Source organism: Rhizobium sp. N122 (genome assembly GCF_002211295.1).
Taxonomy (GTDB): Bacteria; Pseudomonadota; Alphaproteobacteria; order Rhizobiales; family Rhizobiaceae; genus Rhizobium.
The window spans coordinates 1-16,152 of the sequence record NZ_LOKU01000067.1; the positions used below are offsets into that span (position 1 = coordinate 1).

General features: G+C 60.9%; 13 protein-coding genes and 3 pseudogenes. 6 read left to right on the plus strand and 10 right to left on the minus strand.

The features are described 5' to 3' along the window. From ATY75_RS34325 to ATY75_RS29460, 3 genes and pseudogenes are all read right to left on the minus strand, one after another. Window positions 1–144 (minus strand): annotated as a pseudogene (locus tag ATY75_RS34325) (IS481 family transposase); the annotation flags it as partial. Between the two features lie 156 nt (window positions 145–300). Beyond that, window positions 301–1,287: pseudogene (locus ATY75_RS29455) on the minus strand (P-loop NTPase fold protein); the annotation flags it as partial. A gap of 122 nt (window positions 1,288–1,409) precedes the next feature. Beyond that, the gene (locus ATY75_RS29460; protein ID WP_210199563.1) at window positions 1,410–2,285 is read right to left on the minus strand and encodes a nucleotide-binding protein; all 876 of its coding nucleotides are present in this window, start codon (window positions 2,283–2,285) and stop codon (window positions 1,410–1,412) included. 348 nt (window positions 2,286–2,633) lie between these two features. Here ATY75_RS29460 and ATY75_RS29465 point away from each other — a divergent pair, with 348 nt between their 5' ends. The 6 genes and pseudogenes from ATY75_RS29465 to ATY75_RS29490 all read left to right on the plus strand — a co-directional run bounded on the left by ATY75_RS29465 (window position 2,634) and on the right by ATY75_RS29490 (window position 9,005). Next, window positions 2,634–4,595, plus strand: a complete 1,962-nt coding sequence (locus tag ATY75_RS29465; RefSeq protein WP_088940192.1) for an elongation factor G — start codon at window positions 2,634–2,636, stop codon at window positions 4,593–4,595. Between the two features lie 228 nt (window positions 4,596–4,823). After that, window positions 4,824–6,941 carry a carboxy terminal-processing peptidase gene (locus ATY75_RS29470; RefSeq protein ID WP_088940374.1) on the plus strand — a complete coding sequence of 706 codons (2,118 nt, stop codon included), beginning with the start codon at window positions 4,824–4,826 and terminating at the stop codon, window positions 6,939–6,941. 185 nt (window positions 6,942–7,126) lie between these two features. Further along, window positions 7,127–7,339: a hypothetical protein gene (locus ATY75_RS29475; RefSeq protein WP_348627421.1), complete on the plus strand. Its 213-nt coding sequence runs from the start codon at window positions 7,127–7,129 to the stop codon at window positions 7,337–7,339. Window positions 7,340–7,490: 151 nt separating this feature from the next. Further along, window positions 7,491–7,736, plus strand: coding sequence for a type II toxin-antitoxin system RelE/ParE family toxin (locus ATY75_RS29480; RefSeq protein ID WP_245317662.1), 246 nt, complete (start codon window positions 7,491–7,493; stop codon window positions 7,734–7,736). Window positions 7,737–7,798: 62 nt separating this feature from the next. Beyond that, a pseudogene (locus ATY75_RS29485) lies at window positions 7,799–7,978 on the plus strand (GNAT family N-acetyltransferase); the annotation flags it as partial. A gap of 130 nt (window positions 7,979–8,108) precedes the next feature. After that, window positions 8,109–9,005, plus strand: coding sequence for a GGDEF domain-containing protein (locus ATY75_RS29490; RefSeq protein WP_088940195.1), 897 nt, complete (start codon window positions 8,109–8,111; stop codon window positions 9,003–9,005). 256 nt (window positions 9,006–9,261) lie between these two features. On the opposite strand, the gene ATY75_RS29495 is transcribed toward ATY75_RS29490, so the two are convergent. From ATY75_RS29495 to ATY75_RS29525, 7 genes are all read right to left on the minus strand, one after another. Beyond that, on the minus strand, window positions 9,262–11,883 hold the full coding sequence (locus ATY75_RS29495) for an AMP-binding protein (RefSeq protein ID WP_088940196.1): 2,622 nt from the start codon (window positions 11,881–11,883) through the stop codon (window positions 9,262–9,264). Window positions 11,884–11,958: 75 nt separating this feature from the next. Next, window positions 11,959–12,468 (minus strand): nucleoside kinase, encoded by a 510-nt coding sequence (locus ATY75_RS29500; protein WP_088940197.1) that lies wholly within the window; start codon window positions 12,466–12,468, stop codon window positions 11,959–11,961. Between the two features lie 40 nt (window positions 12,469–12,508). Further along, a complete protein-coding gene (locus tag ATY75_RS29505; protein ID WP_088940198.1) occupies window positions 12,509–13,012 on the minus strand; it encodes an SRPBCC family protein in 504 nt (167 codons plus the stop codon). Next, on the minus strand, window positions 13,005–13,352 hold the full coding sequence (locus ATY75_RS29510; RefSeq protein ID WP_088940376.1) for a metalloregulator ArsR/SmtB family transcription factor: 348 nt from the start codon (window positions 13,350–13,352) through the stop codon (window positions 13,005–13,007). Before ATY75_RS29510 ends, ATY75_RS29505 begins: the two co-directional genes overlap by 8 nt. A 142-nt stretch (window positions 13,353–13,494) precedes the next feature. Further along, window positions 13,495–14,307 (minus strand): ABC transporter ATP-binding protein, encoded by an 813-nt coding sequence (locus ATY75_RS29515; protein ID WP_088940199.1) that lies wholly within the window; start codon window positions 14,305–14,307, stop codon window positions 13,495–13,497. Next, window positions 14,304–15,293 (minus strand): ABC transporter ATP-binding protein, encoded by a 990-nt coding sequence (locus ATY75_RS29520; RefSeq protein WP_088940200.1) that lies wholly within the window; start codon window positions 15,291–15,293, stop codon window positions 14,304–14,306. Before ATY75_RS29520 ends, ATY75_RS29515 begins: the two co-directional genes overlap by 4 nt. Before the next feature lies 1 nt (window position 15,294). Beyond that, entirely contained in the window at window positions 15,295–16,152 is an 858-nt protein-coding gene (locus ATY75_RS29525) for an ABC transporter permease (protein ID WP_064843177.1), read from the minus strand.

Consider the following 16,152-nt stretch of genomic DNA (forward strand, 5'->3'; position numbering starts at 1 on the left):
GAATTTGCCGAGTTTCTTGATGTCGATATGGATGAGTTCGCCGGGCTGGTCGCGTTCGTAGCGCCGCACCGGCTCAGCCGGGGCCAAGGCCTTGAGCTTGTTCAGGCCAAGGCGCTTGAGGATGCGGTTGACTGTGGCTGGCGTATCATCCTCGGCCATTTCTGCATCCCCGGTAAAAATCACCGATCGAACCGAGAGATAGTGCTCGAGCCAGCGATAAAGCGGCGGGTTCAAAATCTTCAACAAGCTTATCCGGCAGAGATCTGGAAAATATAGGTCGTCGGCCATGCTGCGATAGGCGAACTTGATGGCGTTGAGGACAAGCTTGACCTCTCGCGGGGTCTTCAGGCCCGCGCCTTCCCGATCGATGGCGCGGCTGATCTCGCCTTGCTGCGCCGCGTCCGGATCCTTGCCATTGACCTCGCGACAGATAGCCAGCGCCTTGCTTCGAAGCGAAATCCGCAGATCGAAGGGCTCCGGTAGGGGGATGGCAAAGGTGAGCTGGACCACTTTCTGCAGAAAGAGATCGCCGTCCTTCACATGCAGGCTACGTTCCAATGCATGCGCAAGAACGGATCGATCATAACACATGACATATGCCACTTTGGGGAAATCTGCGACGGAACGGACCATGCGTATGACCTCGACCGCCTGCTGGGGTTCCAGGCGATCGAGGTCGTCGATGAGAACCAGAAACCGGACATCGAGCGAGGCGAGCTTGTCGGAGATGAGCTTCTTCACTTCCGCATCGGTCGGGGTTCGCCCCAGCTTTTCCAGGTAGTCAGTTCCCACACCCAACCCGGTTCCGACAATGGCAGCGGCGGGGTAGATCATGCCTGCAAGATTTGCGACCGGCGCCAGCGCCCGCCCCGTGCGGGCACCATATTTTCGAAAGAGATCGGTATAGCTGGCTGCCTCTTTTTTCCTGCGGGACCAGAAACCAGATGGGCTGGATTTCTCCTCCTCCTTGTCGAGAGTGTCCGCCATCGCATCGGTCAATGTCTCGATCAGACTGATGTTGTCCCCGGTGAGCCAAGGCGCGAGCGTGATCACATGCAGCCGATCAGCTTCGCGCGCGGCAAGCTGCTTCTTGAGAAAATTCAGCAGGCTTGTTTTGCCCGATCCCCAGGGCCCCTCAATGCCAATGACCATGCCATCGCTTTTGGCTGCGTCAACCAGGGATGGTGCAAGCTTTTTCGCGATGTCATTAAAGCCGTATTCATCGGCGGAGACATCGTCGAGCGCTCGATCGGTCTCCGATATCAACAAAGTTTCGTTTTCCGCCATGTGCCTTAGCTTTTTGAAATAACCCTGCAGTTGAGCAATACTACAATTGCACGTCAAGCGGAGTGGTCATTTTATGCCAAGACGATTTGGTGCTCTCGGCGAGCCTCCTTCGGCCTGCATCTTCACGCCTCAAACACCTTCTCCGCATCGAATGGCACTTTCGCTCCGCGCAGCTCTCGCGCGAGAAGCCCTTTCCATCCACCTGCGCTATCGAGCGGAATGTAGCCAATTCCGTCAAAGTCGGATGGCCTCACCACATCATTCTTAACCAGGGGAGCAACATGGGAAGCTCCCAATTTGCCTATAAAGAATCCCAACTCGAATATGACGTTCTGCCTCGCTCTGGGCTCAGGTACTAGTGCTCCCGCCAATCCTCCTTCATCGTCAGGAGTAATCAGCACCACGGCAAAACCCACGTCACCAGCCTCTTCCTGAAACTTCGTCAGGAGGTGCCGACCCAAATTGGGGCGCTCATGAAGAATGATCACTTCTAGGCCGATCCTTTCGAGGAAGCGTGCTACTTCATTCTTGGACTCATTGTCGCGGCCATGAACAAGAAATATCCGATTTGATATAGGATGGCTCACGACAGGATCCGCTTGAACGGCTTCTTGCAAAGTGTGCTCAAGCTCCTCCTCCAAATCTTTTACAGCCTGCTTCAAGGTGGCGAGCGACCGCGCCAGATTCTTTGCGACTACCGCTCGAACCTCGCTCGGAGGAGTTGCGCCTCGCCCAATGATCATTATCATGTAGTCGAGATGGGCCGCGCTGTGGTAACGGTGATATTCTATCGTTCCATTGCCAAAGACCGCCGACAAGGTGGCTTCGATCGCTGTCTCGAGGCTGTTAACTTCTGGGCTATTTGATGCCGTGACCGAATTTGGGTCGAAGGCTTCAAGATCCGCGATCCGTTTCTGAAGCCTCACGATGCCCCGACGCATTTGCTCGGAACTTAGATTTGCTGCCTTTGGTGATGGAGGTTGAGTGCTTCGCGCCATGGTTTTCCGATCTATGACAAATGACATTATCACATAGATTCAGGAACTTGGTGTCAACTATTCTCCGAGGTTTTGGGTCGTTTCGGTTCAAGGTGACCAACGCCGATTATCCTGGTAGTTTTCACCCGGTCATGATCGTTAAGTAGCTTGGCCCCATGACCGCGCTTTTCCATCATCCATCCAGCATTGCATGAAGCGGGCGAGAATTTCGGGCCGCCCAGAACACACGACGATAAACGCAAGTCCAGGTCAAAGCGTCGTCAAACTGAACACCTCTGGCGCCTTGCAGCGGTTCAGGGCATCCTATGATGGCTGAAAATTGTGGTTATGGCAGTTGGAGGAAGGCTGATGCGTTGCTTTACCGTGCTTGGACCCTCGCAGACCGGAAAATCGACAGTCGTGGAAAAGCTCGGCTCGCTGGAGGGGACGCCGAGAAAATCTAGCTCTCCTTATGGATTGAACCTCACAGAGTTCACCTTTGGAAGCGAGGCGTGGTGTGCGCTGGATGCGCCAGGACCCAACGAAGCGTTGGCGCATGCGCAGCACGCGCTTCTTGCCAGCGACGCCTGCATATTGTGCGTTTCATCGGCACCCGAGGAGGCGGTGCTCGCCGCGCCCTATCTCAGGATCGTCGAAGCCTCGGGGACGCCTTGTATCCTCTTCGTCAACCGGATGGACGAACCGAGAGGGCGGTTGAGGGACGTGATCGCCGCGCTTCAAGACTACGCCAGCCACACCCTTTTGCTTCGCCAGATCCCGATCCGCGAGGGGGACAGGATCGTCGGCAGTTGCGATCTGATTTCGGAACGGGCGTGGCGCTATCGGGAAGGCCAGACTTCGGCGCTGATCGCCATCCCCGAAAGCACTGCCGAACGCGAGCACGAAGCGCGCACCGAGCTCCTGGAACACCTCTCCGAATTCGATGACTGGCTTCTCGAGGAACTGATCGAGGACCGCGAGCCCCCCAGCGACGCGCTCTATGCCATTTCATCACGGGTTCTCAGGGAAAACAGGATTATCCCGGTCCTGATCGGTGCTGCAAGTCACGGCAACGGCATGATGAGGCTGATGAAGGCGCTGCGTCACGAGGCGCCGCCGGTCGGGATTCTCAGGCAGCGTCTTGCTCATGCGGGAACCGTCGATGAAGGCAAGCTGGTGGCCGTGAGCTTCCATGCCTATCATCGCCAGAATATCGGCAAGACGGTGCTGGTGCGCGCCCTTGGCGAGGGACTGCGGCAAGGCGCATTGCTCGGCGGCTCCGGCCTCGGCGCCGTGCAAAATCTCGCAAACGGGCGGTCCAATGCGGCGGTTCTGCCGGCACCCGGGGAGGTCTTCGCGACCGTCAAGTCCGACCATCTGCGCGTCCCTTCGCTGTTGATCCCCGGCGCGGTGATCGCCCCGCCCGAGTGGACGGAACCACCCACGCCGATGCTTGAAAGGATTCTCATTCCGGGCAGCGAGCGCGATGAAAACAAGCTTTCCGAAACGCTGGCAAAACTGTCCGAGACGGATCGCGGCCTGAAAGTCTTGCAGGAGGAAGGCACGGGCGCTCAACTCGTCCGCGCCCAGGGGCCGGTACATCTGCGTGAACTTTGCCGAACGCTGGCGGAAGTCTTTCACATCTCCGTGACCGACCGAACGCCCAGCCCGATCTACCGCGAGACAATCACGAAACCATCGGAGGTTCATTACCGCCATCGCAAACAGACCGGCGGTGCCGGGCAATTCGCGGATGTGAAGCTGAGCATTCACCCCAACGAGCGCGGCCAGGGCTTCACCTTTGGCGAAACCGTCAAGGGCGGCGCCGTTCCGCGCAATTACTTCCCCGCCGTCGAAGCGGGCGCGCGCGAAGCGATGGAGAAAGGACCGCTAGGCTTCGAGGTCATCGATGTCGGCGTAACGCTGTCAGATGGTCAGCACCATACCGTCGACAGTTCGGAACACGCCTTCCGCACCGCGTCGAAAATGGGGGTGCGTCAGGCGCTTGCCGAAGGGTCGACCGTCTTGATGCAGCCGGTCTTCCGCAGCGAGATTCACATTCCGTCGGTCTATTCGGGCAGCCTCGTCCAGATCGTCTCTGCCCTCAACGGCCAGGTTCTCGGCTTCGACCGGGATGAAACCGCCAAGGGTTGGGACATCTTCCGGGCGCTCGTTCCGGGCGGCGCACTGGACGAACTGGCGCGGGCGCTGCGCTCGGCAACGCAGGGCATTGGTTATTTTTCCAAGGCCTTCGATCACTTCGAGGAACTATACGGCAAGGAAGCGGACGCCATTGTGAGGGCAAAGGAGAAATCGGGCACCGCACACTGAAACGTTCCCGCCACCTCATGCTCGCGCGCAGCTATGCTGCCGGACGTCCGATACGAGCCGTTCTCGCAGAACGATTTCGCTCCGATACGCTTCACGGCCTCCTGGCCGATCAGCCCGGATGCTTTTGCGGCTGCCCAGACGAAGTTCCTCGCCGCTTGCCAAAAAACCACAATTGCCTCACTTAGTTCACACATCCACCCTCGGCATGAAGAATTGGATCAACGCTGCATGCGCATAGCTTACGTTTTTCTCAGTGCATTTCTTGCACTCGTACAGTCCGCCTCCGCTGAAGTCGCATCGCCGCCGGTTTTGGCGCCGCTGGAGCGACAGGCAGAAGCGGCTCAGTTGAGCGCACAATTTCTCTCGCGCTATAGCTATAAGCCGGTTCCGCTCGACGACGCCTTGTCGGCGCGGGTGATGGATGGGTTCATCAAGTCGCTGGATCCGGACCGTATGCTGTTCCTGCAGGCCGATATCGACAAGTTCATGGCGGAGCGCAGCGAGATCGACGATGCCATCGAGCGGAAGGATTTGAAGATCCCGTTTGCGATCTTCAACGCCTATGAACAGCGCGTCGTCGACCGCATGACCTATGCGCGCAGCCTGCTGAAGCAGGATTTCGATTTCAGCGGGCAGGACAATTATTCGGTGCTGCGCGAGAAGGCGCCCTGGCCGCAGTCGCAAGCCGAGAGCGATGAGCTGTGGCGCAAGCGCGTCAAAAGCGATTGGCTGCGGCTGAAGCTCGGCGGCAAGGCCGATGCGGCCATCCGCGAAACGCTCGACAAACGCTATGAAAACACGCTCGAGCGCGCTTACAAATTCAAGAGCGACGACGTTTTCCAGTCGTTCATGGACGCCTATTCGAATGCGATCGATCCGCACACGGATTATTTCGGCGCCGCCGCCTCGGCCGATTTCGATGTGTCGATGAAGCTGTCGCTGTTCGGCATCGGGGCGGTGCTGCAGGAGCGCGACGATTATACGACGATCCGCGAATTGGTGCCCGGCGGGCCGGCGGAGCTTTCCGGCAAGCTTGCGGTCGGGGACCGCATCACCGGCGTCGGCCAGGGCAAGAACGGGCCGATCAAGGAAGTGGTCGGCACGCGGCTGGATGAGGTCGTGCAGATGATCCGCGGCAAAAAAGGCTCCGTCGTGCGCCTCGATATCCTGCCGGCCGATGCCGGCGCCGATGCCACGCATCGCGTCGTCAGCCTGGTGCGCGATAAGATCAGCCTGGAAAAGCAGGCCGCCAGGAAGACCGTGCAGACCGTGAAAGTCGGCGATACCGAGCGCAAGATCGGGATCATCACGCTGCCGGTCTTCTATGAGGATTTTGAAGCCAAGGGCAAAGGCGACAAGGATTACAAGAGCGCCAGCCGGGATGTCGCCAAGCTGCTCGGCGAGCTGAAGGATGAAAAGGTCGACAGCGTTCTCATGGACCTGCGCAACAATGGCGGCGGCTCCCTGGACGAGGCGATCGATTTGACCGGCCTCTTCATCGGCAAGGGCCCGGTCGTGCAGCAGCGTCGCAGCGACGGCAAGATCGAGGTCAAAAGCTCGGATCTGGCAGAGCCTGTCTGGTCAGGCCCGATGGGTGTGCTGATCAATCGCGGCTCGGCCTCGGCCTCGGAGATTTTTGCCGCGGCCATCCAGGATTACGGCCGCGGCGTGATTGTCGGCGAAGGCAGCTTCGGCAAGGGCACGGTGCAGACGGTCGTCGATCTCGACCAGATGGTGCACAACAGCAAGCCCGAATATGGCGAGCTGAAGGTGACGATCGCCCAGTTTTTCCGGGTCAATGGCGGCACCACGCAGCTGCGCGGCGTCACCCCCGATATCAACCTGCCGGGGCTGTCCGATCCGACGAGCTTCGGCGAGACCAGCTATGACAATGCCCTGCCATGGGCGGAGATCAAGCCGGCGAAATACGCGCCCGAAGGCAATGTCACGGCCTTGCTGCCGGCATTGCAAAGCCGCCATGATGCGCGGGTCAAGGGCGATCCGGATTTCCAGCGCCTGGTGAAAGACATTGCCGACCTGAAGGCGCAGCGCGAGAAAGGCATGGTCTCCCTGAACGAAGCCGAACGCCGCAAGGAAGCGGCGGCGCGCGAGAAGCGCTTCAAGGAGCGGGCGCAGGCGAGCGATGGCGACAACCCCGCCGGCGATGATGGCCTGGAGGCGGGCGAGCGCAGCCTGAGCGCCGATATCGCCCTCGAAAACGCCCGCAAGAACGCAAAAGACGTCCTGCTCGACGAAGCCGCCGCCATTCTTGCCGACGAGGTGGGCTTGCAGGACGGCGTCCTGAATGCCGCCACGAAACCATCGGGACAGTCGGACGGGAAATAGGCATACCGGCTGGTAGCGCCGCGCGTCTCCGGACAGGAGCCCGCGGCGTTCTGGGGCATGCGATCGGAGCCGCAATCGAGATTTTGACCGCGACCGATAGGAGACCGCGCCGTCGCCTTTTGGCGAAGCATGTTTTTCCTTTTTCCGTCCGGAATTTCCAGGCATAATGGGGTATGACAGACCTTTTGGAACAAGCCGTCGAGCGCGTCCGCGCCCTTCCTCCAGATATGCAGGATGAGTTGGCGCGCGTGCTGCTGCACCTTGCCGACGAGCAGGAGCCTGTGTCTTTGACCGCCGGGGAGCGGGCGGCGATTGCAGAATCGAAAGCCGCCGCTGCGCGGGGCGAATTTGCAGGCGATGAAGAAGTTCGCGCCGTATGGGCCAGCTACGGCCTGTGAGACTTCGCTACACGAAACCGGCCCTAGAACAGGATGATTTTAGGCCCGGTTGGCCTAAAATCATCCTGTTCTAAATTAAAGAGTTAGAGCATGATGTCGTCCGAAAACCGCTCACACTTTTCGGCATCATGCTCTAGCCGACCTGAAAGACATTGCCGGATATCTCGACCCGCGTTCGCCGCAGGGCGCACGCCGTGTACGGCAGCGTATCAAATTCCTGATCGAAAAACTTCCCGAGCAGCCGTTCATCGGCAAGCGCACCGAAGACTCGGCCATTCGCCGCTTGACGACGGTCCCTTACCCCTACCTCAACTTTTATGAAGTCACCGAAGCCGAAATTATCATCCATGCCGTGCGCCATGGTGCCCGCACTCCGGCATCCATGCCGGGGCTGTGAGCGCAAGGCTTACGGCCTGATTTCATTACGCGCGGCACTCACGTCGCCGAACTGAATCCGCCGCCGGCACCGCCTTGCGCCTGTTGACTGCCGCAGAAATCCTCGGAATCCGCGGTCTGCTGGTGCATGCGATTTCCGAGGATGCGCGCGCCTTTTATGAGGCGGTCGGCTTCCTGCCCTCGCCATCCGACCCCATGATGCTGACGGTCGGGTTGCATGATCTCAACAGCGCGCTGCGGTAAACCAGCCGCGGCGAAATGTTCTTGTTGACGTTTCCGTAATCACGGGAAGTGCCTTTGCTTGCCGCAGCCGGCTCTTTCCTCATAGGATTTCTGCGCCATGTCATGCCAGGGCAACCACACAGGGTTCGGTATGGACGCGCTCGTCGAACAGCTTCTCAATCTTTCCGCACACACCGAAACGCTGATTGCGGTTTATGATGGCGATGACCGGCTGCAATATGCCAACAGCGCCTTTCGTTCGGCCTATTTCATCGAGCCGGACGAGACGCCACTGTGGCCGGATCTGATGCGGCGCAATTTCGAGCTCGGCCGAGGCACCGTCATCCGCACCGATAATTTCGAGGCGTGGCTGCGCTCGACCCAGTCGCGCCGCGGCAAGATCGGCTATCGCGCCTTCGAGACCGATTTGTTCGACGGCCGCTGGCTATGGATGACCGAGACGGTACAGAGTAACGGCTGGATGTTGTGCATCGCCAGCGACATCACCAGGCTCAGGGCGCATGGCAGGACGGTCCGGCAGGATCGCGATCAGGCGATCAAAGCGTCCTATACCGACGAACTCACCGGCGTCGCCAACCGCCGTTTCGTCATGGCCCGCGTCGAAGACATGCTGGCCGCCGCCCGGCAAGGAAGCAGCGGCTGCCTTGCCGTCTTCGACATCGACAATTTCAAGCAGATCAACGATCGGCTCGGCCACCACGCCGGCGATCTCGTGCTGCGCGATTTCGCCCATCGCATTCATCAGAATGTGCGCCGCAACGATTGTTTCGGCCGGGTCGGCGGCGAGGAATTCCTTCTCGTCATGCCGGCAACCGCCCAGGAAGACGCCATTGCCATGATCGAGCGCATGCTGACGGTGATCCGCTTCTCCCGGCCGCTGCCGGACTCGCCCGATTTCAGCTACACCTGCTCGGCCGGCATCGCCGCCTGCCTGCCGACAGACAGCGCCTCGGACCTTTGCCGGCGCGCCGACCAGGCGCTCTACGCCGCCAAGCTGAGCGGCCGCGACAGGGTGCGCGCGGCGTAGGGTATTGGCGTGGTGGGACGCGCTACTTCCCGCGCTCAATGGCTTCGCACGCGCCAATTTTTATTCTGATGATAACAGTCGGTTGACACGTAGCGCATTTGCGCCAGCGTATTCTCTAAAAATGTCAGGAAGCGGCAGTAGAGATATTACTCTCTGTTAAGACACCACTGAAGCCATGCTCAGGACATCCGATTTAATGCCTGCATGCAAGCTTTTCGTGCGGCGATGCTAATATATTCTGCTGTTCGCTTGCAGTTCAGACAGTCTCCGCCATCACCGGACGTCTGCCCGTGCCACGGGCAATTGCTATCCCGCCGAGCAGATTGCGAAGGTCGGCCGCGATTTTGTTGGCGATGACGCCGAGCGCCAGGCCACCGGATATCGCCAGCAGATGAAAGAGGGGAGCCGGCAGCACGGCCGCTGCCTGTGGCATCAGCAGTTCCGGCACGAAACGGTGCAGCAGGTAGGTGGGAAAGGCCGAGACGGCGATCAGCGTCACGACACGCCCCAGCCGCGCGGGCAGATGAATGCGCGGCAGGTAGAGAAGGGCGAGAAGCGCTGCGAAGATCGTCAGATATTTGATCGTCGTCCCGATCCAGAGCGTTTCCCAGAAGGCGAGATAACCAAGCACGGCGGCGGCCACTCCCGTCAGGATGATCCGCTGCGCCGTCTTGCCGGCAAGGCCCGCGCACCAGCCGAACATGCCGAGATGCAGACCCCAGTAGATGGTGAAAATCTGCCGCCTGCCGATACCGAAGAGCAGCGGCAGAGAAAACCGCGCCGCGACCGCCAGCCCGAGCAGCGCGAGCGAGAAGGCAAAGGGGTGCGCCCGCGCCAGCCTGCGCACAGCAGGCACGGCAAAAACCATTAAGAAGACGAGAAGCGTCTGCGCATAGGCTTCGATGAACCAGTAGAGATAGGGAAGCATCTCGTGACGTTCCGGCTCGGCATAGCCGAAATTGCCGGTCAGCGTGACCGAGGCCCAGGGAACGGTGCGCCAGGCGAGCCCATAGGCGGCGACGATGAGAAAATAGGGGATGAGAACATTGATTGCCGGCCGCAGCGCATGGCGGAAATTGCCGGCGAGGAAATGGCCCGACTGGAAGCGTGCCAGGCTGAAGCCGACGAGAAGCAGCATCACGCCCGATCCGCCGGGAATGGGCCAGAGCATCTCGTGATGGGTGACGACGAGCAGGATGGCGATCGCCCTCAGCACCAGATCGGTCGGCAGCGCCCTGACCTCGGCGCTGTCGGTCCGTGCAGTGTGTGGGCCGACATCGAGCTCGGCGATCGCCGTCTGCTCCCAGCCTTCCGGCAGCGCGATGCCAAGCCTGTCGAGCTCCATCGTCAATTGCAGGAAGCGGAGTGAATCGCCGCCGAGCGAGACGAAGCTGTCGCTGCGACCAACATTGCGGGGGTAGAAGACCCTGACATAGGCATCGAGCACGCTGACTGCCGCCGCTCGTCTCGTCTCGCGCGTCTCCAGCATCTCCTCGCGGAGGCCGGTATAATCGACCTTGCCGGAGGCAAGCCTCGGGAGCTCTCGTCGCGCCCTGACGGAGACCAGGCTCGCCGGAAGACGGCTCGCCTCAACGAGCGTTCCCAGCGCCCGATCGGCGGAAGCGGCATCGGTCACATAGGCCTGCAGACCGTGATCGTCACCGACAACAGCAGCCGCGATCCCCTTCTCGGCCAGAACCTGTTCCATGATGTCGAAACCGATCCGGAGCCCCGCGACCTTGGCGAAACGGCTCTTGCGGCCGACGATCCGGAAGAAACCGTCCTCGTCGCGCATGGCGATATCGCCGGTCTTCAATGCCGCGACCTCGGCGCCGCGCTGAAGATCGGCGCGGTCAGTGCCGTAACCCATCATCACGTTCGGGCCGGCATAGACGAGTTCTCCGGCAACCTCAGGCCGGTCGAGCGGATGACCGTCGTCGCCGACGAGGCTGAGGCTGCCGCCGGGAATGGCGATGCCGATCCGCTCCTCATTGTCGCCCACGCTTTCCGGCGGCACGAAGGCGATGCGGGCGGCTGCCTCGGTCTGGCCGTACATGACGAAGAAGCGGCCGCCCTTCGCGCGCATATGGTCGCGGTAGCGGCGGATGAGCTGGGGCGCCAGCCGTCCGCCGGCCACCGTCATGAAACGCAGCGCTTTGAACTCGTGGCTTCGGAAGCGCGTCCTTTCCATCAGCTCATAGGAATAGGGCACGCCCGAAAGATTGGTGCAGCCGCTTTCGCCGAGCAATCTTGCAAAATCCTCGCTCACCACGGAGACGCCCGGAATGAAGATGCTGCCACCGGCGACGAGATGGGAATGGATGACGGAAAGGCCGTAGGAATAGTGAAGCGGCAGGACGAGCGCGGTTCTGTCGGCAGGGGAGAGTTCGAGATAGTGAGCAATCGCCCGCGCATTGGCGTCAAGATTGGCATAGGACAGGCGCACGGCTTTCGCGAGGCCGGAACTGCCCGAGGTCATCAGCAGCAGGGCGAGATCCGGATGCAGCGGCGCGTCGCTTTGCCTTTGCCTTTGACTGGGCCGGCTTTCCTCGACCAGCCGCCAGCGGCCGTCGGCCGGGCGGTAGGTGAAATCAGGCCGAAAGGCTGACAGAAACTCTTGCCACAGCCTGTCATCGCAGGGCGGCAGCATGGCGACTGCATGGCCGGCGCGCAACGCGCCGAGATAGGCGACGATCACATGTTCCGAAACATCGGCCGAAATCGCCACAAGCCGCTTTTCCCCGCGTCCCAGCCGCTCGGCAAAGCGCAGCGTTCGGGCATTGAGGTCGGCATAGGAGAGCGTCCGTCCGTCGGCGAAGATAAGGGCCGGGCGCTGATCAGCGCGAGCGATTTCAGGAAACAGGTCGGCGGGGATCATGCTTACGCTTCGAATGGCAGAAACTGGCGAAGCGCGTATTATCCTTGATAATCGCAGTCAAGTAATTTGCGGGTTTCAGGTGAGTAGAGCGAGGATATCGTCGACGACAGCTGAGATGGGTTTCGCCGTGTCGATCTTATTGCCGGCAGGAAGATACTCCCGGCTACGATGGTAGCGGAGCACCAGGGCCCGCTCGGCCGGCTCGAAGCCCGGCTTATCCGGCCGCCCGTCCAGGCGACGGTTCAACGTCTCGACATCGATGTCGAGCACGAAAACCTGATCGAACAGGTCCAGGAATTTGTGGAAATTGCGCGAACCGCCGCAAAAGAACGTGGCAGGATGGGTGGTGTCGGCAGCGATCGCGCGGACCTTGTCGACAGGCCAGATCCAGTGAGCGTATCCCCAAACGATGCGGTCTGCGCCTTCGGGTGGTCCGGCGAGCGCCTGGCCGGTTTCGGGATCGCCGACATAGGCCAGAACGCGGTCGCCATGGACGACATGGTAGCCCCGCCGCTCCAGTTCGGTCGCGACAGATGTCTTACCCGTTCCCGAGCCGCCTTCGATCAGATAGTTCCTGATGCCCATGGGCTTTTTTGGCTCCTCGAGGCGAGTTTTCCGACCGGCGCTACTCGCCGATGCTGGCGAGCAATTCGCCGAGCTGCTCCAACTGCTCCGGCAATGCGGCGGCCGAGCCCTGCAGCGCTTCCTCAAGCGCTTCCCTGGACGGATAGACTTCCTGGAAAGTCAGCAGCGTCCTCCCGCCCTGGTCCTCGAAGGTCACGGTCGTGATTGCGCCCTCTTCGCCCTCGTCGTTGGTCCAGACGATGCGTTCGTTTGGCACCACCTCGAGATATTTGCCATAGAAGGCCATGGTGTCGGAACCGCCGGCGCCGAACTCCAGCCGATATTTGCCGCCGGTACGGACATCCATCTCGCACGATACGAGCGAAATGCCGGGCACCGATTTCGGCACCCACCAGCGCTGGAACAGCTCGGGCTGGCTCCACGCCCTGTAAACCGTGCTCGGCGGTGCATCGAATGTCCTGATTACCAGAAGTTCGCGATCGCCTCTGCGCTCGACCAACGTGCGGTTCCGCGCACCACCTGTACTGTTGCCTTGCTCAGTCATCGCGTCCCTCCCGTTTCATTTCGCTGATGATGTCGTCCAATGTTTCGAAGCGGGCCTCGAAGAGCTTGCGATGTGCTTCGATCCACTCGGCCTCCGCCTTGAGGCCGCGTTCCCCAAGCTTGCAGGTTCTCACCCGTCCGACCTTCTGCGTGACGACGAGCCCAGCCCGCTCTAGAACCTGGACGTGCTTCTTCATGCCGGTCAGCGTCATCTGGAACTTGTCCGCGAGACTGGTGATCGACGCGTCCCCCCGCCCAAGCTGATCGATGATCCCGCGGCGGGTCGCATCGGCCAGCGCCGCAAATGAGAGATCGAGGGGAGGGCTTACATACTGAACCATCTGGTTCACTATGTAGCCTGTTCGTGCGGGAAGTGCAAGCCTTCCGAACTTTGTGGCCGCAGACCGGTCATGGTCATGCACCGCGGCGGCGGCCCCACATCGGACACAGCATCCAGGCCAAGCCGATCTCGGCGACCGGCGCTCACATCGCCGGGCTGAAATCCGCCGCCAGCACCGCCTCCTTCAGCGCCCGCGAATAGGGATGCTGCGGATTATCCAGCACCGGGCGGGCCGGTCCGCGTTCGACGATCTCGCCCTTGCGCATGATGATGATGTTGTCGCTGACGTAATAGGCGGTGGCCAGATCGTGGGTGATATAGATGATCGACAGCCCGAGTTCGCTCTTCAGCCGGCCGAAGAGGTTGACGATCGCCATGCGCAGCGAGGCGTCGACCATCGAGACCGGTTCGTCGGCGACCAGCAGGCGCGGCTGCGGGATCAGCGCGCGGGCGATGGCGACACGCTGAAGCTGGCCGCCGGAGAGTTCGTGGGGGAAGCGGCCTTTGACTTCCTCGAGGGTGAGGCCGACATGCACGAGGGCGGCATCGGCCATGCGCTCGGCTTCTTTCCGGTCTATCCGCTTTCCCGGGCCCGACAGGTTGCGGGCGGTTTCGAACAGGTAACGGTCGACCCGCTTCAGCGGATTGAAGGCTTCGAACGGGTTCTGCAGAACCGGCTGCACCTCCTTCATGAAGGCCTTGCGTTCGGAGCGGCTATGGATGGAGACGGCTTGGCCGGAGAATTCCAGCTGCCCTTCCGTCGGTTCGGTCTGCCCCAGGATCATTGCGGCGATCGTCGATTTTCCCGAGCCGGATTCGCCGACGATCGACAGGATTTCCGGCTCTTCCCCGACTTCGAAACTGACATCCTTGACCGCGGTGATCAGGCGCCGGCCGAGCATGCCGCCCTGGCGATAGACTTTGGTGACATGCGTGAGGTGAAGCAGAGCGGTCAAACCTGATCTCCCGTAACTGCAAAACAAGCCACACGGCGCTCCGGCTCGACGGTGACGAGCGGCGGCACCTTCTGCGAGCAGATTTCCATCCGTTTCGGACAGCGCGGGTGAAAGCGGCAGCCTTCCGGCGGCATGGCAAGGTTCGGCGGGCGCCCCTCCAGCGACGGCCGCGTCGTCGCATCGCCGATGCGCGGCAGGCTGCCGACGAGGTGCTGCGTATAGGGATGCAGCGGCTTGCTGAAGAGTTTGGGGGTCGGCGCTTCCTCGACCAGACGTCCGGCATAGACGATGCCGATGCGGTCGGACACCGTGGCGTGCACCCCCATATCATGGGTGACGAACAGAAAGGACGAGCCCATCTCGCGCTGGATCTCGCGGATCATCGACAGCACGTCGCGCTGGACGATGACGTCGAGCGCGGTCGTCGGCTCGTCGGCGATGATGAATTCCGGCGTCAGGATGGTGGCGAGCGCAATGGTCATGCGCTGGCGCATGCCGCCGGAGAGTTCGTGCGGATAGGCGTCGAGCAGATGCGGATCGAGCTTCAGCCGCTGCAGATGGGCCGCGACCCTTTCGAAGAAGACCTGTTTGCCGACAGCCATGTGGCGGAAGGCGAAATCGGTGAAGGAATGGCGGATCCGGCGCACCGGGTTGAGCACGTTCATCGAGCCCTGCATGATATAGGACAGATGCTTCCAGCGCAGCGCCATGCGCTCCTCCGGCTTCATCGCGTAGATGTCCTGCGTGCCGCCGGCAAAGTGGAATTTCACGCTGCCCGACACGACTCTCAGCGGCGGCCGGATGGCGCCGGCGATGGTTTTGATCAGGGTCGTCTTGCCGCTGCTCGATTCGCCGGCGACGCCATAGACCTCGCCGCGGCCGATCGTCAGGCTGATATCGTCGACGGCGCGCACCTCGCGATCGACGCCAAAAAGGAAGGCGCGGTAATAGGCTTTCAGGTTTTCGATTTCGACCAAAGGCTCCATGCTAACTTCCCATCCGGTTCAGCCGGCTGCGCGGATCATTGTATTCGTTCATCGACATCGACAGCAGGAAGAGCGCCAGGAACAGAATGACGATGACGGCGACGGGCGCCGCCACCCACCACCACACTCCCGATATCAGCGCCGAATGCGCATTGGCCCAGTAGATCATCATGCCCATGGTCGGCGTCTCGATATCGGTGAAGCCGAGCACCGAAAGGGTGATCTCCATGCCGATCGACCAGATCATGTTGTTCATGGTGGTGGCGAAGACGATCGGCAGCACATAGGGCAGGTGCTCCTCGACCAGGATCTTGCGCATGCTCATGCCGGAATAGACGCTCTGGGTGGTAAACGGCCTGGTCTTCAGGCCGATCGCCACCGAGCGGATGAGGCGTGCATCGTAGGACCAGCCGAGCGAGGCCATGATGACGATCAGCGTCGTCCAGGTCATGCTGTCCTTCAGCACGAAATAGAACAGGATCAGCAGCGGAAATTGCGGGATGACCATGACGCTGTCGTTGATCGCCATCAGCACCCGGTCGACCGCGCCGCCGGCATAACCGGCGACCAGGCCGACGACCAGCGATATGATGCGGGAGAGAAAGGCGACGCCGATGCCGAAATAGAGCGTGTTGCGCAGCGCCGTCGTCAGCTGCCAGAACACGTCCTGGCCGCGCGATGTGGTGCCGAGCCAGTAATCGCCGTCGGGCGGCATATCGGGCGGCAGAAGATAGATGTCCGTCGGCGCGTAGGGCGAGAAATAGGACAGGATGATGAACCCGACGATGACGGCAAAGAGCAGCAGGCCGCAGAGAAATTCCAGGTTCTGGCGTGCGAGGTCGCGGACGATGGTAAACAT